This window comes from Parasphingorhabdus sp. (genome assembly GCF_059726685.1).
Genome location: NZ_AP041068.1, coordinates 2,172,676 through 2,190,755 on the forward strand (window position 1 = coordinate 2,172,676; position 18,080 = coordinate 2,190,755).

18 protein-coding genes, 1 tRNA gene and 1 other RNA gene are annotated in these 18,080 nt (G+C 53.5%); 12 read left to right on the forward strand and 8 right to left on the reverse strand.

Going from position 1 to position 18,080, the window contains the following annotated elements:
* Positions 1 to 57 precede the first annotated feature (57 nt).
* Positions 58 to 1,665 carry a phosphoenolpyruvate carboxykinase gene (locus AC6I9Z_RS10715; protein ID WP_461455838.1) on the forward strand — a complete coding sequence of 536 codons (1,608 nt, stop codon included), beginning with the start codon at positions 58 to 60 and terminating at the stop codon, positions 1,663 to 1,665.
* A 16-nt stretch (positions 1,666 to 1,681) separates the two neighbouring features.
* Here AC6I9Z_RS10715 and AC6I9Z_RS10720 read toward each other — a convergent pair whose 3' ends face one another.
* The gene (locus AC6I9Z_RS10720; RefSeq protein ID WP_497810865.1) at positions 1,682 to 2,203 is read right to left on the reverse strand and encodes a hypothetical protein; all 522 of its coding nucleotides are present in this window, start codon (positions 2,201 to 2,203) and stop codon (positions 1,682 to 1,684) included.
* Positions 2,163 to 2,435 (reverse strand): hypothetical protein, encoded by a 273-nt coding sequence (locus AC6I9Z_RS10725; RefSeq protein ID WP_497810867.1) that lies wholly within the window; start codon positions 2,433 to 2,435, stop codon positions 2,163 to 2,165. The genes AC6I9Z_RS10720 and AC6I9Z_RS10725 overlap by 41 nt, the downstream gene beginning before the upstream one ends.
* Before the next feature lie 171 nt (positions 2,436 to 2,606).
* On the opposite strand from AC6I9Z_RS10725, the gene AC6I9Z_RS10730 reads away from it, so the two are divergent.
* Positions 2,607 to 2,819: a hypothetical protein gene (locus AC6I9Z_RS10730; RefSeq protein WP_109357126.1), complete on the forward strand. Its 213-nt coding sequence runs from the start codon at positions 2,607 to 2,609 to the stop codon at positions 2,817 to 2,819.
* Positions 2,820 to 2,823: 4 nt separating this feature from the next.
* Here the strand turns inward: AC6I9Z_RS10730 and AC6I9Z_RS10735 are convergent, their stop codons facing one another.
* The gene (locus AC6I9Z_RS10735; RefSeq protein ID WP_109357125.1) at positions 2,824 to 3,480 is read right to left on the reverse strand and encodes an alpha/beta hydrolase; all 657 of its coding nucleotides are present in this window, start codon (positions 3,478 to 3,480) and stop codon (positions 2,824 to 2,826) included.
* A gap of 146 nt (positions 3,481 to 3,626) precedes the next feature.
* On the opposite strand from AC6I9Z_RS10735, the gene AC6I9Z_RS10740 reads away from it, so the two are divergent.
* From AC6I9Z_RS10740 to AC6I9Z_RS10785, 10 genes are all read left to right on the forward strand, one after another.
* Entirely contained in the window at positions 3,627 to 4,700 is a 1,074-nt protein-coding gene (locus AC6I9Z_RS10740) for a cysteine desulfurase family protein (protein ID WP_461455840.1), read from the forward strand.
* 4 nt (positions 4,701 to 4,704) lie between these two features.
* On the forward strand, positions 4,705 to 5,820 hold the full coding sequence (locus AC6I9Z_RS10745; protein WP_461455841.1) for a cysteine desulfurase family protein: 1,116 nt from the start codon (positions 4,705 to 4,707) through the stop codon (positions 5,818 to 5,820).
* On the forward strand, positions 5,817 to 6,158 hold the full coding sequence (locus tag AC6I9Z_RS10750; RefSeq protein ID WP_461455842.1) for a 2Fe-2S iron-sulfur cluster-binding protein: 342 nt from the start codon (positions 5,817 to 5,819) through the stop codon (positions 6,156 to 6,158). Before AC6I9Z_RS10745 ends, AC6I9Z_RS10750 begins: the two co-directional genes overlap by 4 nt.
* A gap of 5 nt (positions 6,159 to 6,163) precedes the next feature.
* Complete coding sequence (gene bla, locus AC6I9Z_RS10755) at positions 6,164 to 7,087, forward strand: class A beta-lactamase (RefSeq protein WP_461455843.1); 924 nt, start codon at positions 6,164 to 6,166, stop codon at positions 7,085 to 7,087.
* 52 nt (positions 7,088 to 7,139) lie between these two features.
* An RNA gene (ffs, locus tag AC6I9Z_RS10760) (signal recognition particle sRNA small type) lies at positions 7,140 to 7,234 on the forward strand.
* A 77-nt stretch (positions 7,235 to 7,311) separates the two neighbouring features.
* Complete coding sequence (locus AC6I9Z_RS10765) at positions 7,312 to 9,111, forward strand: DNA polymerase III subunit gamma/tau (RefSeq protein WP_461455844.1); 1,800 nt, start codon at positions 7,312 to 7,314, stop codon at positions 9,109 to 9,111.
* Positions 9,108 to 9,443 carry a YbaB/EbfC family nucleoid-associated protein gene (locus AC6I9Z_RS10770; RefSeq protein ID WP_108810230.1) on the forward strand — a complete coding sequence of 112 codons (336 nt, stop codon included), beginning with the start codon at positions 9,108 to 9,110 and terminating at the stop codon, positions 9,441 to 9,443. The genes AC6I9Z_RS10765 and AC6I9Z_RS10770 overlap by 4 nt, the downstream gene beginning before the upstream one ends.
* Before the next feature lie 120 nt (positions 9,444 to 9,563).
* Positions 9,564 to 11,999, forward strand: a complete 2,436-nt coding sequence (gene lon / locus AC6I9Z_RS10775; protein WP_461455845.1) for an endopeptidase La — start codon at positions 9,564 to 9,566, stop codon at positions 11,997 to 11,999.
* Positions 12,000 to 12,249: 250 nt separating this feature from the next.
* Positions 12,250 to 12,525, forward strand: coding sequence for an HU family DNA-binding protein (locus AC6I9Z_RS10780; protein WP_074205352.1), 276 nt, complete (start codon positions 12,250 to 12,252; stop codon positions 12,523 to 12,525).
* 302 nt (positions 12,526 to 12,827) lie between these two features.
* Positions 12,828 to 13,169, forward strand: coding sequence for a hypothetical protein (locus tag AC6I9Z_RS10785; protein WP_461455846.1), 342 nt, complete (start codon positions 12,828 to 12,830; stop codon positions 13,167 to 13,169).
* A gap of 240 nt (positions 13,170 to 13,409) precedes the next feature.
* Here AC6I9Z_RS10785 and AC6I9Z_RS10790 read toward each other — a convergent pair.
* The 5 genes from AC6I9Z_RS10790 to AC6I9Z_RS10810 form a co-directional block, all read right to left on the reverse strand.
* Positions 13,410 to 13,485, reverse strand: a tRNA-Lys gene (locus AC6I9Z_RS10790).
* Between the two features lie 70 nt (positions 13,486 to 13,555).
* Positions 13,556 to 14,668: a rod shape-determining protein RodA gene (rodA, locus tag AC6I9Z_RS10795; protein WP_461455847.1), complete on the reverse strand. Its 1,113-nt coding sequence runs from the start codon at positions 14,666 to 14,668 to the stop codon at positions 13,556 to 13,558.
* Positions 14,669 to 14,671: 3 nt separating this feature from the next.
* Positions 14,672 to 16,642 carry a penicillin-binding protein 2 gene (gene mrdA / locus AC6I9Z_RS10800; protein WP_461455848.1) on the reverse strand — a complete coding sequence of 657 codons (1,971 nt, stop codon included), beginning with the start codon at positions 16,640 to 16,642 and terminating at the stop codon, positions 14,672 to 14,674.
* Entirely contained in the window at positions 16,639 to 17,154 is a 516-nt protein-coding gene (mreD, locus tag AC6I9Z_RS10805) for a rod shape-determining protein MreD (protein ID WP_461455849.1), read from the reverse strand. Before mreD ends, mrdA begins: the two co-directional genes overlap by 4 nt.
* Complete coding sequence (locus tag AC6I9Z_RS10810) at positions 17,154 to 18,062, reverse strand: rod shape-determining protein MreC (protein WP_461455850.1); 909 nt, start codon at positions 18,060 to 18,062, stop codon at positions 17,154 to 17,156. Before AC6I9Z_RS10810 ends, mreD begins: the two co-directional genes overlap by 1 nt.
* Positions 18,063 to 18,080 lie beyond the last annotated feature (18 nt).

Consider the following 18,080-nt stretch of genomic DNA (forward strand, 5'->3'; position numbering starts at 1 on the left):
CAAACCTGCCGAATCCGGCAACCGCCCATTCCTAGTTCAAGCCATAGGGGAATAACCGTGCCAAAAGTGTCGTCCGTAACTTTAAATGATCAAGGCTTTGCCACAGCCGCAGAGCAGCACTGGAATCTCGGCGCGCCCGCTTTGGTGGAAGCTGCGGTTTCTCGTGGGGAAGGGCATTTGGCAAAAGATGGTCCTCTGGTTGTTGAAACCGGGAAACATACCGGTCGCTCGGCCAATGATAAATTCATCGTTCGCGATGGCGAGACGGAAGATAGCGTTTGGTGGGGCAAGACCAATGTCAGCATGACACCGGAGCATTTTGCAGCACTTAAGGAAGATTTCCTTAAAGCTGTTGCTGACAAAGAGACTTTGTTTGTTCAGGACCTGTTTGGTGGTTCGCAGCCGGAGCACCGGGTCAATGTTCGGGTGATCAACGAGCTTGCCTGGCACAATCTGTTTATTCGCACGATGCTGGTTCGGCCGACGGCTGATGAGCTACCCGGTTTCGCTCCGGAATATACGATTATCGATTTACCGAGTTTCAAGGCTGATCCAGAACGGCATGGCACACGCAGCGAAACAGTCATCGCGGTGAACCTCACTGAAAAACTGATTCTGATCGGTGGCACGGCATATGCCGGCGAAATGAAAAAATCGGTATTCGGTTTGCTCAACTATCTGCTGCCGCTCGATTCGGTCATGCCGATGCACTGTTCGGCGAATATGGGACCGGAAGGCGATACAGCAATTTTCTTTGGGCTGTCCGGCACTGGTAAAACAACCCTGTCCGCTGATGCCAGCCGCACTTTGATCGGTGATGACGAGCATGGCTGGTCTGATACCGCTGTCTTCAACTTTGAAGGCGGTTGCTATGCCAAGATGATCCGCTTGTCGGAAGAAGCCGAACCTGAAATTTACGCGACCACCCGCCGTTTTGGCACGGTGCTGGAAAATGTCGTGATGGATCCGGAGACCCGGGAACTTGATTTTGACGACAATAGCAAAGCTGAAAATACCCGCGGTGCCTATCCGATCGATTATATTCCCAACACTTCTGAAAAGAACATGGGACCGGTTCCAAAGAACATCATCATGCTGACCGCTGACGCATTTGGTGTTCTGCCTCCGATTTCGCGATTGACGCCAGAGCAGGCCATGTATCACTTCCTGTCCGGCTATACTGCCAAGGTGGCGGGCACGGAAATCGGCGTGACCGAGCCTGAAGCGACTTTCTCGACCTGCTTCGGTGCACCGTTCATGCCGCGTCATCCGTCTGTCTACGGCAATCTATTGAAGGAACGCATTGCCAAAGGCGGTGTGCGGTGCTGGCTGGTGAATACCGGTTGGACCGGCGGTAAATATGGCGAGGGCAACCGGATGCCGATCAAGGCCACGCGTGCCTTGTTGAACGCAGCTCTAGACGGCAGCCTGAATGATGGCGATTTCCGGAGTGACGATAATTTCGGTTTTGAAGTACCGGTATCGGTTCCCGGTGTTGATAGCGCGATCCTTGATCCGCGTTCGACCTGGTCAGACAAGGCGGCTTATGATGAAACGGCCCAGAAGCTGGTGAACTTGTTCATCGACAATTTTGAGCAATTTGCGGAACATGTTGACCAGAATGTTCGGGAAGCCGCTCCAATCGCGGCTACAGAAGCCGCTTAAGTCATAGTATGTTTGATTAATGCAATTGTTGCGGTTTGTCCGCGACAATTGCAACTTCAACCATTGAGCCGTCGGTGTCGGGTGTGATCAGGAGTTTCTCTCCCCGAACAAAGCCGTCTGTCTCGATTTTCTTTTCGATTTTGCCGTTCGTGGCAATGTCGTGGGCGATCCTGACCAGTCGTTTGACCACTTCATTCGGTTCATAGCCGTCCGGACTGGTGATCCTTATTTCTTGTCCGGAAAAATAGGACAGGCCGGATGTCTCGAATTCGCCCTTTGCGGTTTCCGATATGGCGATTTGAGAGAGCACCGGAAATGGACCGCCGGAGATGTAATGATCGGTCGACCCAACAAAATAATCAAATCCGACATGCAATCCAGCCGGCCGCCAGACAATGGTGCGCGCGTTGACTGATTGGCCAACATATCGAGCCAGTTTCAACAAGGCGCGATTAACAGTATCGCTATGCTTTGCCGCTCCGATGTGTTTGCCTGGTTTAATGCCGATGCCTGCCAGTTTTTTTTTCCGAAGCTTCACAGAAAATATGATCCAGATCGGCAATTGACAGGTTTTGACTAATCTCTTCGGCACTGTAGTGGATCAGCTCAAAACCCATGCCGCCAGTCATTACTTCCAACCGGTCGCGACTTTGATATTGCGAGGGTGTAAGGCTGATACCCTCTGACATCTTACCGGAAACCGAGAGGTCCGCCAGACGGAATGTCGGGGGAATATCCGCCATAATCAATAGTGGGAGATCGCTTTGCACCCTTGGTCCTTGTCTGTTGTAATCCCAGATATGTTCTTTTTATGTTCTTTGTTAAACTTGTCCATAGCATAATCATCCATCTTGTCGAACTTCATCCATATCGGATGGGTTGTGATCATGGCTTGAAATCAGTTCATTATAACTGCAGTATTTTTGAAAAGGAGCGGACTATTGGCTGATTGGATATTGTCTGTCTTGATGCTGGCGGGCGCCGGATTGCTGGCTGGCGGTGTGTATTTGATACGCACCGGCAAGAACAGGAAACAGGGCATTTTGATGCTGATTGCATCTGCGGTCATGTTTGCCAACGTGGCAATCTGGACGGTACCGACCCCAGGTTCGGATAGCCAAAGCGGCAGTGCGATACCGGATCGCCCCAACTAACAGCTTATTTGATCGGCGAATCTGGCGCCAGACGCATGTCGAGATAGTTGTCGACTGAACCCATAAGCAATTCCATTTCATTTTCATAAAAATGGTTTGCACGCGGAATTTCATCGTGATGGATGGTGATATGTTTTTGCGTGCGAAGTTTATCGACCAGCTTTTGCACTGCGCTTGGCGTAACAACTTCGTCGTTCACGCCCTGAATGATGATCCCGGAAGATGGGCAGGGGGCGAGGAAGTTGAAATCATACATATTGGCCGGCGGAGATACGGAGATGAAGCCGCGGACTTCCGGGCGCCGCATCAAAAGCTGCATGCCAATCCAGGCACCGAAGCTATAGCCGGCAATCCAGGTCGTTTGCGCTTCAGGATGGATGCTCTGGACCCAGTCCAATGCCGAAGCGGCATCGGAAAGCTCGCCGATGCCATTGTCAAATGTGCCCTGTGACCGGCCAACCCCGCGGAAATTGAACCGCAATGTAGCAAAACCGCGGTTCACAAATGTCTTGTACATGGCCTGCGTGATCCGATCATTCATCGTGCCGCCCGCCTGCGGGTGGGGGTGAAGGATCATCGCGACCGGTGCGCGGTCGCGCGGTCCTGGGCTAAAACGGCCTTCGAGGCGACCTTCGGGTCCGGTAAAAATTACGTCAGGCATGGCTTTTTCAATTCTTTGGTCAAGATTAAATTTTGAATGGCGTCAAAAGGCAGATTAGCTTTTGCGCTGAATGAAGCGTCTATATAGAGAGAGTGAAATAATCCGCAACTCAATCCCGTAATTGTCAAAGGGTTTAGCCTAGCAAAATGTCTGAGCAGAAACGCATCTATCTGGATTATGCCGCGACAACGCCCATGCTGGACGTCGCCCGGCAGGCCTGTCTGGAAGGATTTGCGCATTGGGCCAATCCGTCCTCGCCCCATGCAGATGGGCGCGCCGCGGGGGCGATGCTTGAAGATGCACGAAAGCGATTCAAGGCTGCGCTGGACTGGGATGGAGAGGTCATCTTCACCAGCGGCGCCAGCGAAGCGATTGCCATGGCATTGAAACAGACCAAACCCGTGCGGCAATTGGTATCGCCGATTGAGCATGATGTGGTTTTGCGTTTTGCCGAAGGTGCGGACAGTATACCGGTTGATCTCAACGGTCTTGTGGTGCCGATGCGGCTTAATCATCTGCTGAAAGCAGAGAAAGAGCAGGCGCTGGTTGTTGTGCAGTCAGTGAACAACGAAACCGGCGTGATGCAGGATATGGAATCGCTAGCGAAGGTAACGCGGGACCGCGATGCGATTCTGCTGGCGGACTGCTCGCAATCAGCCGGCAAAATGCCGCTTCCTGATGCTGACATGATTATCATTGCCGGTCACAAATTTGGCGGCCCTCCCGGTGTCGGGGCGTTGCTGATCAAGGATCTGAAATTGCTCCATGCTTATGGCGGTCAGGAACAGGGCTATCGTTCCGGTACCCAGAACCTGCCGTATATCATGGCAATGGTCGCTGCTTTGGAAGCACCAGCCAATTGGGCAGGGCGAGCTACTGAATTGCGCGCGCATCTCGACAATGCCATCAAAACGGAGGGCGGGGCCGTTATAGCAGAGAACGCCCCAAGAATTGCGACGATTGGCAGCTATCATATGCCCGGCGTGGCGGCAAATACGCAGCTGATCAAGTTTGATATGGCCGGTTTTTCGGTATCCGCCGGCAGTGCCTGTTCTTCCGGCACCCTGAAGCCCAGCCATGTGCTCGAAGCGATGGGTATTGATGCAGGAACGGCGCGGGAAGTGATCAGGGTCAGCATCGGCCGCGATACCACCCGCGCAGAAATTTACGACTTTATCGAACAGTGGAAATCCATCTTCAGCGCGGCACCCAAGAGCTGATCCGATGGCCAAAGAACCGATCTATCTCGATAATCAGGCGACAACGCCGCTCGCACCGGAAGTGTTTGATGCCATGGTTCCCTGGCTGCGCGACAATTTCGGTAATCCGCACAGCGCGCATATGCTGGGCCGCAAAGCCGCTGCCGCTGTCGAGGTTGCGCGAGACCAGGTGGCCAGCCTTTTACCGAGTAACGGGAATCTATTTTTCGCTGGCAGTGCGACGGAAGCCATCAACCTGGGTTTTGGGGCTGCTAATGCCCTGAAAGCCGCCGGACGCGACAAAATCATCGTTCTCGACAGCGAGCATGCAGCGGTTCGTGATACTGCGCTGTCCTACAAAGAGCATGGCTTCATGGTCGAAAGGCATCCGATAGGCCCTGACGGCATTGTGTCATTGGAACAGTTGGGCGGGTCGATTGACGAAAAGACCGCACTTGTCGCCGCGATGCTGGTGAATAACGAGATTGGCGTCATTCAACCCGTCGAAGCCATTGCCAATCTGGCGCACGAGCATGGAGCGCTGATGTTGTGTGATGTTGTCCAGGGCTATGGGCGGGTTACCATCCCTGACAATATCGATATGGCAGCGATATCGGCGCACAAGATATACGGCCCGAAAGGCATTGGTGCCTTGTGGGTCCGTGAGGGAATTGATCTGCCACCGATGATTCATGGTGGTGGCCAGGAACAGGGTATCCGGTCGGGAACACTGTCACCGGCCCTATGCGCAGGGTTCGGCCAAGCGGCAGCGCTTTGTTCCGACCGGCATAATGTCGATGCAGCCCATATTCAGGCTCTGGCCGATAAAGCCCGATCCTGTTTTGCAGACTGGACAGTTAACGGCGCTATGGATCAACGCTATCAGGGTAATATCAATATCCGCCGGAATGGCGTTGATGTGGCCCGCCTGATGTCGGATGTCCGGGGTGTCGCTTTTTCAGCGGGATCGGCCTGCGCCAGCGGTTCCGGTCGCCCGAGCCATGTGCTGGCAGCATTGGGGCTTGGACCAGCGCAAATCAAATCCTCCATTCGTCTGGGTTTTGGCCGGTATAACAGTCTAGACGATATCGAAATGGCGGCAGAATTAATCAACGAAGCGGTCGAGGCGCAACTTGCATGAGCGATATTAAAGTGAATTTCATCAGTGCTGATGGTGAGCAGACGGTAACAGCAACCGCATCCGATGGTGATGATCTGTTGACTATTGCGCAGGTTAATGACCAGCCTTTGGAAGGCACATGCGAAGGCCAGATGGCCTGTTCCACTTGCCATGTGATTGTTGATGCCCAAGATTTCGACAAATTACCGGAAGCCACGGAGATGGAAGAGGATATGCTCGACCTTGCCGCTGGCGCCCGGCGGACAAGCCGTCTGGCCTGTCAAATCACGCTGACGCCAGATCTCGATGGCTTGACGGTGCATATCCCCGCGGAGAGCCGCAACATGCAGGGAGTGTGACTGTGATGAATCGCCGAAACTTTGTCACAGGTTCGTCCCTATTAACTGCCAGTGCGGCTTTGCCATTTGCATTGTCTGCACAAGAGCCGGCGGTGCTCAAATATCAAGATGCGGCCGCAAGACGAGGGCTGGCAAAGCTCGAAAAACGTATCGGTGGCCGTCTCGGTGTGGCCTTGACCGACGCGAAGGGCGGCATTGCTCTGGCTCATCGGGGTGATGAACGCTTTGCTATGTGTTCGACCTTCAAAGCGCCTCTTGCATTTGCCCTGGTTGACGCTGCTGATAAAGGTCAGGTTGATGTGAAGAAAAGCTTCGCGGTGACGGAGGAGGATCTGGTCCCTTATGCGCCGTTTGTCGAAGAACAGATAGCGGCAAAGAAAATGGTAACGCTGGAACAACTAGCCAAAGCGACGGTCAAATTGAGTGATAACGCTGCGGCCAACTTGATATTGAAAGCCATTGGCGGTCCGGAAGCCTTTACGGATTTTGTCCGTCGCCGTGGAGATACGGTCACCCGTCTGGATCGCATTGAACCGTTTCTTAATGAAAACAAAGTTGGCGATCCACGCGATACGACCAGCCCGATTGCTTTTGCGCAATTAATGCACGGTATGATGAGCGGAAAGTCACGATTGGCAAACTGGAGCATCGTATATGACGCGATGGCTTCCAGTAAAACCGGCCTTGGTCGAATTCGCCTGGGTCTGCCCTATGGCTGGCCGGTAGGTAACAAGACGGGAACGGCGGGAGATGGTCTGGCCTATAATGATGTCGCGATATTCTGGCCATCATTTGCAGGTTATGAAGGCGATGAACCGCGATTTTTGACGGTTTATACGGACCGTCCAACCGCATCGGCTGCCATAGTCGAACGAACTATTGTCGAGGTTGCGAAAATTGCAGCCTGGATAGCACCGCGCCAGAATTGACCATAAACGCAAAACTGACTTGAATCCGCTGACAAAGCTCGCCATATGCGCAGCGGGAGTCGGGTGGACGTAGTGTTCGCCAACCCGGTCAGATCCGGAAGGAAGCAGCCGTAACGATTTTTCTGCGGGTCGCCCGGCTCCTACTCACAAAATATAAACAGGCTTTTGTGGCCAATCGCTGTTTAAGCTTCGACAAGCTGACGGCTAGCGCCTAAACTCTCCCGATGTCCGATTCACCCGACATATTTGCTGCTGGCGGCGTGGACGCGCCCATCGATCCGGCTCCTGCCGCTGCACAGCCCTATCGCGTGTTGGCGCGCAAATACCGGCCGTCCAGCTTTGCCGAGCTTATCGGACAGGATGCCATGGTCCAGACGCTGGGCAATGCCATCAAGCGCGATCGCCTGGCCCATGCGTTTTTGATGACCGGTGTGCGCGGGGTGGGCAAGACATCGACCGCCCGGCTGATTGCAAAGGCCCTAAACTGCGTTGGTGAAGACGGGCAAGGTGGTCCAACGATTGATCCTTGCGGAAAATGCGAGCCATGCCGCTCGATTGCCGAGGGAAGCTTTATCGACGTGATTGAGATGGACGCCGCAAGCCATACAGGTGTCGATGATGTCCGCGAGATTATCGAGGCTGTGCGTTATTCCTCAGTGTCTGCGCGTTACAAGATATATATTATCGACGAAGTCCACATGCTGTCGAAAAACGCCTTCAATGCGCTTTTGAAAACGCTGGAAGAGCCGCCGGCCCATGTGAAATTCATCTTTGCTACGACGGAAGTGAATAAAGTACCAATTACGGTGCTTTCTCGGTGCCAGCGCTTTGATCTGAAGCGGATCAAGGCGGATCAATTGTCCGCCCATTTCGCGCATATCGTCGAAAAAGAAAACGTACAGGCAGAGCAGGAAGCGCTCGACCTGATTGCCCAAGCGGCCGAGGGGTCGGTTCGCGATGGCCTTTCTATCCTCGATCAGGCGATTGCCCATGCCGATATGGAAGAAGGCGGTGACGTCAAGGCGTCGCAGATTCGGGAAATGCTGGGACTGTCTGATCGCAGCGCCGTGCGCCGGTTGTTCGGACTGCTTCTGGAAGCGGATTCTCAGGCTCTACTTGATGCGATTGATGCACAATATCGCGTGGGTGTAGAGCCTCTGTCGCTGATGAATGGATTGTTGTCGCTTTGCCATCAGGTGACTTTATACAAAGTCGGGCGGGCCAATGACCCTACCTTGTCCGATGAAGCCAAGGCGCAACTTGGCGCTTGGTCGGAGCAATTATCTTTTCCGGTTCTCCACAGGTTATGGCAGCTTCTTCTGAAAGGTTATGAAGAAGTACAACAAGCACATATGCCGCGTGAAGCTTGTGATATGGCGCTTTTGCGAGTGCTTTGCGCAGCCGATATGCCCGACCCGGGTGAACTGGCCAAAATGTTGTCGCAAGGTGCTGCACCAGCGAGCCCAACTGCCGGTGAAGTTGCTCCGGAACGGAGCGCGGCACCTGTTCACGAGGCACCACCCGCACCGGTGGCTGATATTCCTGCCCAGATCACGGAACCGGAATATGTCGAGCCTCAACCTCAGGAAAACCCTCAAACCGAACAGCAGGTCCCTAAAAATAACCTGCCACAGGATTTTCAGGGTGTGATCAATATTATCGGCGGCGTGTCACCGATATTGGAAAGCATATTAATAGCTGATATGCGTATCATCAGCTTTTCAGCGCCGGTCATTGAATATCAATCTGCGCGGCCGATTGCAGCATCTGACGTGAAAAAGATCACGGACGCGCTGAAAGAGGCAACAGGTACCGTGTGGACCATAAAAGAAGGGCAGGGCGAAGCAAAGCCCAGCATTTCGGAACAAGCTCAGCTTGATCAGGATGCCGCGACACAGGCTATATTGGATACACCGCTGGTAAAAGCTGCCTTTGAGGCTTTTCCTGACGCGGAATTACTGGAAAATGAAACAGAGCAGGCCCCGGCTGAGTCCCGGCCTGAATCAAGGAGTTCACAAGCATGAAATCTATGGAAGAAATGATCAAAGCGGCACAGGAGGCCGCGCAAACCGTGCAAACACAGATGGAGGAAGCCCAGTCCAAGCTCGACAGCATCGAGGTAGAGGGGAAATCCGGTGGCGGATTAGTGTCTGTCAAAGCAACGGCAAAAGGCCGGATACTTGGGGTCAGCATCGATGAAAGCCTTATGAAGGCAGAAGAAAAAGGTATTTTGGAAGATCTGGTTGCGGCCGCGTTTAACGATGCACGTGATAAGGCAGATGCCGTCAGTAACGAGGAAATGGGCAAAATGACGGGCGGTATGGGCCTGCCGGCAGGCTTTAAGCTTCCCTTTTAGCGGTATTGCCGCTTTCCTGCTCTGATGGTTTTATAGTGGTTGAAGTCATCTGAGTGCGCCCCATATAGGCTGACAGGCGCGCAGTCAGTACCGAATCTCGCGCCATAGTTTGGAGTATAAATGTCCCAGTCCGAATCCACATCTGCCGATAATCCCGAAGCCAAGGCGCTGCCTTTGTTGCCGCTGCGCGATATTGTGGTGTTCCCCAATATGATCGTTCCGCTTTTTGTGGGCCGTGACAAGTCGGTCGTGGCTCTGGAAAAGGCCATGGATAGCGACAAGGAAATTTTCCTGGTAGCACAGCTGGATCCGGCGGAAGATGATCCGTCCCGCGATCAACTTTATGATCTTGGTGTTGTGGCGACGGTGCTTCAGCTTTTGAAGCTGCCAGATGGTACTGTTCGGGTGCTGGTTGAAGGCAAGCAGCGAGCGAAGCATGTTTCGCTGGAAGAGAAAGATGACGGCTTCGTGCTGGCGCAAGTAGATTTGATCGACGAGCAGTCCGTGGAAGGCCCGGAATCAGTGGCGTTGATGCGCTCTGTCATTGAACAATTTGAGAATTATTCCAAGCTTAACAAAAAAATGCCAGCCGAAACCGTGGTTCAGCTTGGCGAGATTGACGAAGCATCGCGTCTGGCCGATGCGGTCGCCGCCAATATAAACGTCAAAGTGGCCGACAAACAGAGCCTGCTCATCGAGAGCGATCCGGTCAAGCGTCTGGAAATGGCTTTTGCTTTCATGGAAGGCGAACTTGGGGTTCTTCAGGTCGAAAAGAAAATTCGCGGCCGCGTGAAACGCCAGATGGAGAAAACCCAGCGCGAATATTATCTCAATGAACAGATGAAGGCTATCCAGCGTGAGCTGGGTGATGGCGAAGACGGCGAAGGCGATGAAATGTCGGCGCTGGGTAAGAAAATCGAAGAGATGAAGCTCTCCAAGGAAGCCAAGACCAAAGCCAACGCTGAATATAAAAAGCTTAAAGGCATGCAGCCCATGTCTGCGGAAGCGACAGTTGTCCGCAATTATCTGGATGTGTTGCTGGGACTGCCATGGGGCAAGAAGTCCCGTCTGAAGAAAGACATTAAACAGGCTGAGAAAATCCTTGATAACGATCATTTTGCACTGGAAAAAGTGAAAGAGCGGATCGTGGAATATCTCGCCGTGCAGGCGCGGACCAACAAACTTAAGGGGCCTATTCTTTGCCTCGTTGGTCCTCCAGGCGTCGGTAAAACATCGCTTGGCCGTTCCATTGCCCGGGCTACGGGTCGTGAATTTGTTCGCCAGTCCCTCGGCGGCGTGCGTGATGAAGCTGAAATTCGCGGGCACCGCCGGACCTATATCGGTTCGCTGCCCGGTAAGATCGTGTCCAATCTGAAAAAAGCGGGTACGTCCAATCCGCTGTTCCTGCTTGATGAGATAGACAAGCTTGGTCAGGATTTCCGCGGCGACCCCGCCTCTGCACTACTCGAAGTTCTGGATCCTGAGCAAAATGACAAGTTCCAGGATCATTATCTGGAGATCGACATTGATCTTTCGGACATCATGTTCGTCACAACCGCTAATTCCCTGAACCTGCCGCAGCCATTGCTGGACCGGATGGAGATCATCCGTCTTGAAGGTTATACCGAAGACGAAAAGGTCGAGATTGCCAAGCGTCACCTGATCGAAAAGCAGGTCGATGCACATGGTCTGAAAAAGGGCGAGTTTTCGCTGCAGGACGACGCGCTGCGTGACCTCATCCGCTATTATACCCGGGAAGCCGGTGTACGGACCCTGGAACGCGAGATTGCAAAACTGGCACGAAAGGCTCTTCGACGGATACTCGAAGGTGAGTATAAGAGCGTTGAGATTACGCCGGAAACGCTGTCTGAATATGCCGGTGTTCGCAAATATCGCCACGGCGTCGGCGAGGAAGAAAACCAGGTGGGTGCCGTAACCGGTCTTGCATGGACAGAGGTCGGCGGCGAGCTGCTGACAATCGAATCCGTGACCGTCTCTGGCAAGGGCCAGATCAAGACGACCGGCAAGCTGGGAGAGGTGATGACGGAGTCCGTTCAGGCCGCCTTGTCCTTCGTAAAGGCCCGTGCGCCATCTTATGGCATCAAGCCCAGTATTTTCAGCCGCAAGGACATTCATATCCACTTGCCCGAAGGGGCCGTGCCAAAAGACGGTCCGTCAGCCGGTGTTGGCATTGTGACTGCAATTGTTTCCACGCTGACCGGTATTCCGGTGCGCCGTGACGTAGCCATGACGGGCGAAGTTACCTTGCGCGGCCGTGTATTGCCAATCGGTGGTTTGAAAGAAAAACTGCTTGCGGCATTGCGGGGCGGCATAACGACGGTTTTGATACCGGCGGAAAATGAGAAAGATCTGGTCGAGATTCCAGATAATATCACGTCTTCGCTTAAGATTATTCCGGTCAAGCATGCCGATGAAGTTCTCGCCCAGGCTCTGGCCGAAAAAGTAGAACCGATCGAGTGGAGTGATGCGGATGAGCTGGCGAGCCATGCAACGGCTCCAGTCACCGATGATGCCGGGTCAACGGCACGCCACTAACGTTAGCTTTGCGCGAGTCGCTATGGGTGATTGCTGCCAGCTTTGCGGCTGTTTGCCTGCGGTTCACGCCAGAAACTGGCCGAAAATGTCCGAAATTGGACCAAATTTAACGATTTGACATAAATATTACATCTTTGACCCAAAAATCGGCGGTTTTCCTTTGACTCAAGGGGGCTTCTTGTTGTTACTGACCCCAGACAAAGTCGCGATTCAATCAAGAATTGCTTTTAGAGAAGGGGGGATACCCATTATGAATAAACAGGATCTTATCAGTAGCGTAGCAGATCACAGTGGTCTCAGCAAAAGCGATGCCGGCAAAGCCGTTGACGCAGTTTTCGATTCTATCACAGGTTCACTGAAGAGCGGCAATGAAGTCCGTCTCGTCGGTTTTGGAACATTTTCTACATCAAAGCGTAAAGCTTCTACAGGCCGTAACCCACGCACGGGTGAGCCAATGCAGATTCCTGCATCTACACAAGCAAAATTCAAAGCCGGCAAGGGCTTGAAGGACGCCGTTAACAAATAAATAAATTGGGGAAGTGCCTGGGCACTTCCCCTTTTTTCGCGCTTTGTTTGAAAAATTCAGGCGGGTTCCAATGGAGCCCGCCTTTTTTCATTTTTATCTGAATAGAAATTCGCACAGGCGAAGTGACAAGTCAGGATAATGGCCGCGCAAATCCGGCATAAATGACTATCTTTCACGTCCGAAACTAGCAATCGGCCGATAAATGTTCCATCGATGCCAGATTTCCGATACTAGCTGTCTTGTCAGTAAAGGCTGCGAGCTCGAGAAAACGAAGTTTTGTTGGTATGGAAGGATAATGGCCGATGAAGAGAGCATTGATTTCTGCCACATTGTTTGCATTGCTTGCCAGTTCTACAGCTGCTTTTGCTTCCGGTACGAGCCCCCGCGGCGGTGCAGGAGACGATTGGGGCACGAATATCGTGCGAGGTAACAATAGCCGCTTCTCAAATAAGGATCGCCTGATCTCCCAGGGGCGCGCGCAAGTGCGCAAATACATCACCTGCAAAAGCTGCAAGTATCATGACAAGCTCAATCGTGAAACAGCGCCCGAAGTCGCTCAGGCTGTGCGCGCTGGTCGTTTCAAGATCAGAGACGCTCGACGTAACGCTGTGCTCGCCTATTTGAACGAACGTTACGGCCTCTGACTATAATCACTAGATGACCCCGCAATAGGGATTGCTAGACCACTCATCGTAGCAGGGCATTATCTCGCAAGAAAAGCGTGTGGCTGCGGAAGGCGTGAAAATAAAGGGTCTGCTTTCGGGATAAAGCGGACCATGTTCGTGAACAGGGCGAGTGTGCTTGCATCATTCGGGATGATCGCAATTAGAACTATTTCGGGTTGCTGAAAACAATCCGCCGGATTGTTTTTGGATCCGCGAAAATGGTAGACGCTACAGGGTTCGAACCTGTGACCCGCTGATTAAGAGTCAGCTGCTCTACCAACTGAGCTAAGCGTCCCTATTTTCGATATGCATGTCATATAGGTCTCATCTTGCACAGAACAACCGTCTGATGGACTATCTTGACTTTATCCAAATGTCCCGCTGCGGCGGCCCGGATGACGGTCTATTGCCATTAATATCCCGATACAGATCATGATCGTCATCATCGATGACCCACCGTGACTGAGAAAGGGCAGGGGAATACCCACCACGGGGGCCAGTCCCATGACCATCATCAGGTTGATTGCAACGTAGAAGAATATTGTCGTCGATAGGCCGGCAGCCAAAAGCTGGGAGAAACGGGTCTTGGCCTTCATTGCAACACCCAAGCCCCACCGGAATAGCAGGAAAAAACCGGTCAGGACCGCAACGCCGCCCATCAGACCCCATTCCTCCGCCATTGTTGCAAAGACAAAGTCCGTGTGCCCTTCGGGGAGGTAATCGAGGTGGCTTTGTGTGCCATTGAGGAAGCCTTTGCCAAAAATTCCGCCGGACCCGATGGCGATTTTGGATTGGCTGATATGGTACCCCGCGCCCAAAGGATCATTTTCGGGGTTGAGGAATGTAGTCACCCGGCGCTGTTGATATTCTTCAAGCGCGAAGAAATAGGCAAGGGGGGCGATGACGGCAACCGCTGCCGCTCCACCGACAAACAGCCGCATCGGCAATCCGGCAAGGAAGGCGACGGTCATGGCTCCGGCCACAACAGTGATTGTTGTACCAAGATCGGGTTGCAGCAGGATCAACGCGCACGGAAATGCGAGCAACACCAATAGCGGCCAAATGGCTGCCCATGTTCTGATCTGGCCCGCCGGCAATAAATCATAAAAACGGGCGACCGCGAGAATGATTGCGGGTTTCATGAGTTCCGAAGGTTGAATGCGGATGAAACCAAGGCTCAGCCATCTTTGGCTACCACCGCGAACCGCGCCCATCAGTTCCACGCCGAGAAGCATGATGACAACGGTAATATAAACAGGGAATGCAATTGTTTTCCAGAAATTCTCCTTCAGCCGGGAGAAGACTATCGCCATGCCGAGAAACACCAGAAATCGTGCCATATGCAGACCGGCCCAAGGTGTCAGGCTACCTCCTGCCGCTGAATAGAGCACAACAAAGCCGAAGCTCGCCATGACAAGCAACAGTAATATTGTTTTCCAGGGAAGTTGCGCAATGGGCGCAGGAATGAAATCGTTCAATGCCTATTGCCCCACTTCGGCAGCAGGACCCTCGCCATCTGTCTCGGCTTGAGGTGGTGGGACGCGCCCTTCGGCTATTGCTTTTTCCAGCTCCTTTTGCGCGCGATAAGCGGCGAGCTGGCGATCCATGCGTTCGGATATTGTTCCGCCCCAGCTTTCCTCCATGGCCAGCAGTTTTTCCATGGCCTGCTCGCGATCATAGAGAAACGTCAGGACATCCCGCGCAACCGGATAAGCGGATGACGACCCGCCGCCATGCTGAATCACGACAGACGCGGCATAGCGCGGGTTATCGACGGGTGCGAAGCAAACAAACAGTCCATGGTCGCGAAATTTCCAGGGCACATCGCGCCCTCCACGTCCATATTTGAGACTGACGACCTGTGCCGTACCGGTTTTACCACCCAGTTTGACATCTTCGACTGGCAGCCGCGCGCGTCTTGCCGTCCCCACACCATTCACCACTTCGCTCATTGCTTCGCGTACATAGGACAGATGCTCAGGTGAAATATCTAGCGGTGGAGCGGAGGTCCGTTTTTCCTCAGACAGCAGTCTGGCTTCCAGTTTCCTTCCCGATGCCATGCGAGCGGTCATCACACAAAGTTGCAGCGGATTGGACAAGAAAAAACCCTGTCCGATGGCGCTATTAACCGTATCAAAATTGGCCCATTCGCGTTCGTGGCGCTTCTTGATCCATTGTGTGTCTGGAACCGTACCATAGCTTTGCGAGGCGACCGGCAGATCATATTTGGCGCCCAATCCAAGCTCCCGCGCCATCAGCGCGATCGCGTCATATCCGATGCGCAAGGCCATTTTGTAGAAATAGGTATCACAGCTTTGAGCGTTCGCCCGCTTCATGTTCACGCTGCCATGGGTGCTGTGGCAATTGAAGAAGCGGTTGCCTACCCGCAATCCACCGGGGCAGCTCACGGTTTCTTCAGGATCAATACCGGCCCGCAGTAAAGCAAGCGACACCATCGGCTTGATTGTCGAACCAGGCGGAAACAGACCCTTTAACGATTTGTCACGCAGGGGAACATGATCGTCGTCGCGTAACATGCCATATTCGGTTTGCCCGATCCCGTCCGAGAAGCTGTTCGGATCGAAAGACGGCATGGACGTCATCGTCAAAATATCACCGGTCTCGCAATCCATAACCACCACCGAACCGGATTCAGGGCCCAGTCGGCGAGCAGCATATTCCTGTAAATCAATGTCGAGGGTCAGTTGTAAGGCTTTGCCCGGTGTATCGGGTCGACTATCGAGTTCACGTACTATTTTGCCGCGCGCTGTCACCTCAACGCGCTTCGCTCCAGGTTTGCCTTGCAGGCGGTCCTCAAAGGTTTTTTCCAGGCCGTCCTTGCCGATTTTATATCCTGGCGTGACCAGTATCGGGTCGGGGTTTTCCTTATACTCTTCGGCAGAAGCAATACCGACATAACCCACGAGATGGCCAACAGCTGCCCCGGTTGGATAAAAGCGGGAAAAGCCCTGTCGCGGGGATACGCCGGGCAAATCGGGCAGGCGGACGCTGACAGCAGCAAAATTTTCCCAATCCAAGCCAGTTGCAACCTGAACAGGCTGGAAACTGCTGGCCTGTGTCAATTCCTTGTTGATCCGGTCGATTTCCTCCTGATCCAGCGACAGGAGTTGGGCCAGTGTCGCAACAGTTTTGTCTTTGTCGCGCATCCGGTCAGGAATGAGGTCAACGCGGAAATCCGTCTTGTTGTTGGCAATTGGTTTGCCGTTGCGATCAATCAGCCATCCGCGCCGCGGTGGTACCAGTGTCAGATTGACGCGATTGCTTTCAGACAGGAGTTGATAGCGTTCATTTTCCGCCACCGAAATATAGGCCATGCGTCCGGCGAGCAGGACGCCGATGCCGGCTTGCAATCCACCGATCACCGTTGCGCGGCGGGAAAAAGTCAGCGCCTGAACCGCGCCGCTAATGGTTTTGCCCCCGCCAATACTCATATCGATACCCGCCAATTGTCAATTGTTCCGATCAAGCGGGTTACAAAGGGGTAGAGCAGGATCGACAACAGAATCTGTGGCACCAATATCTCAAGGCGCAGCAGGTTGCTCTGAAAGTCGATGATCAGCATGCCGCATATTAGCACAAAAATGATCGAAAGGGAGGCTATAAGCCAATCCTGCCAATAATCCCTGCCAACGCCGCGCCGGTCGAGCGTTTCCAGGGCCAGAAAAACCAGTGACCATAAAAAGGCCGCGCTGCCAAAGGGTTGTCCGCTGAACATGTCATCAACCATGCCGAGAGGGAAACCAGCCCATACTGGCCAGTAGCCCGGGCGGATCAAACGCCACGAGAGCAGCACCAGAAGACCCATTGGCGGAAGGATCGGATAGTCGGTGATCAGCGGCAGGGCCGTGATCATTGAACCGATTATGACGGTGATCGACGGAATGAATTTGATACGAAACTGCGATGGTTGCCGATTGATGCGGGAGCGATAGGGTCTTGCCACTATTCGCCGCCTTCCGCTTCGGCATCATCCCTGTCGATTTCTTCCTGTTTGATCGCGGCTACGGTTTCTGCCTGAAACATGGGTTGGACGATGACATGACTGACCTTTGCGGCGTTTGCCAATATCCGTGCAATCGCGCCGGTATCGGTTTTGCGGATTACCACAGCGACAGGAATGCCTGGCGCATACAGGCCGCCGCTGCCCGATGTAATCAGCAAATCGCCGCCCTTGAACGGATTGGTACCCAGGTTAATCGGCCGCACGTCAACTGTACCATCTGCGCGGCCCGTCGCAAAGGCGGGCAGTTCGTCACTGGCGCGTTTTACGGGGGTTACGTTCTGGCTGTCGGAGACCAGCAATATCCGAGCGGTTGTCGGGCCAGCTTCCAAAACCCGTCCGACGAGGCCCTCAGGTGCGCGGACTGGTTGTCCGATCAAAATACCATCGGTGGTGCCCAATCCAAGTGTCGCCATGCGCCGGGAGCTGGATGATGTCGAACTGATCAACCGCGCCATACCGATTGCATCGGGCACTTCCTTGTCGAGATCGAGCAGCCGCTTCAACCGTTCATTCTCTTGTTTCAGCGCGCGCGCTTCCAGTATCTCGATGCGGTTGCTTCTCAACTCACGTTCCATGGCGGCATTTTTGGAAGCCGCGTTGAAATAGGCGGAAATATTGTCACCGGCGTTGCCAGTCGCCCCGCCAACTTCAGCCAGGGTTTTGCTGACCGGGGCCGTTGCTTCCGCGCCAATAGTGCGAAGGACAGCAAATCCTTGAGGATCGAAAATGGAGATAAGCAGCAGCAGGAGACCGACGACAGCTCCCAATATGCCCAGTAAGTAGCTGGCGAATATGCTATATTGCGCCCGCTTGGAAAATCCTGGGCGCCGGTTTCGTGGCGGCGCCATGCTTGCTTATCCTCCCGC

What these genes read in the sequence shown, in the direction of transcription:
- AC6I9Z_RS10735 (WP_109357125.1), bottom strand. Translation starts at nt 3,480, where the DNA reads ATGCCTGACGTAATTTTTACCGGACCCGAAGGTCGCCTCGAAGGCCGT.
- AC6I9Z_RS10785 (WP_461455846.1), top strand. Translation starts at nt 12,828, where the DNA reads ATGAAGAGAGCATTGATTTCTGCCACATTGTTTGCATTGCTTGCCAGT.
- lon (WP_461455845.1), top strand. Translation starts at nt 9,564, where the DNA reads ATGTCCCAGTCCGAATCCACATCTGCCGATAATCCCGAAGCCAAGGCG.
- mrdA (WP_461455848.1), bottom strand. Translation starts at nt 16,642, where the DNA reads ATGAGTATTGGCGGGGGCAAAACCATTAGCGGCGCGGTTCAGGCGCTG.
- AC6I9Z_RS10810 (WP_461455850.1), bottom strand. Translation starts at nt 18,062, where the DNA reads ATGGCGCCGCCACGAAACCGGCGCCCAGGATTTTCCAAGCGGGCGCAA.
- AC6I9Z_RS10765 (WP_461455844.1), top strand. Translation starts at nt 7,312, where the DNA reads ATGTCCGATTCACCCGACATATTTGCTGCTGGCGGCGTGGACGCGCCC.
- AC6I9Z_RS10780 (WP_074205352.1), top strand. Translation starts at nt 12,250, where the DNA reads ATGAATAAACAGGATCTTATCAGTAGCGTAGCAGATCACAGTGGTCTC.
- AC6I9Z_RS10750 (WP_461455842.1), top strand. Translation starts at nt 5,817, where the DNA reads ATGAGCGATATTAAAGTGAATTTCATCAGTGCTGATGGTGAGCAGACG.
- bla (WP_461455843.1), top strand. Translation starts at nt 6,164, where the DNA reads ATGAATCGCCGAAACTTTGTCACAGGTTCGTCCCTATTAACTGCCAGT.
- AC6I9Z_RS10740 (WP_461455840.1), top strand. Translation starts at nt 3,627, where the DNA reads ATGTCTGAGCAGAAACGCATCTATCTGGATTATGCCGCGACAACGCCC.
- AC6I9Z_RS10770 (WP_108810230.1), top strand. Translation starts at nt 9,108, where the DNA reads ATGAAATCTATGGAAGAAATGATCAAAGCGGCACAGGAGGCCGCGCAA.
- AC6I9Z_RS10745 (WP_461455841.1), top strand. Translation starts at nt 4,705, where the DNA reads ATGGCCAAAGAACCGATCTATCTCGATAATCAGGCGACAACGCCGCTC.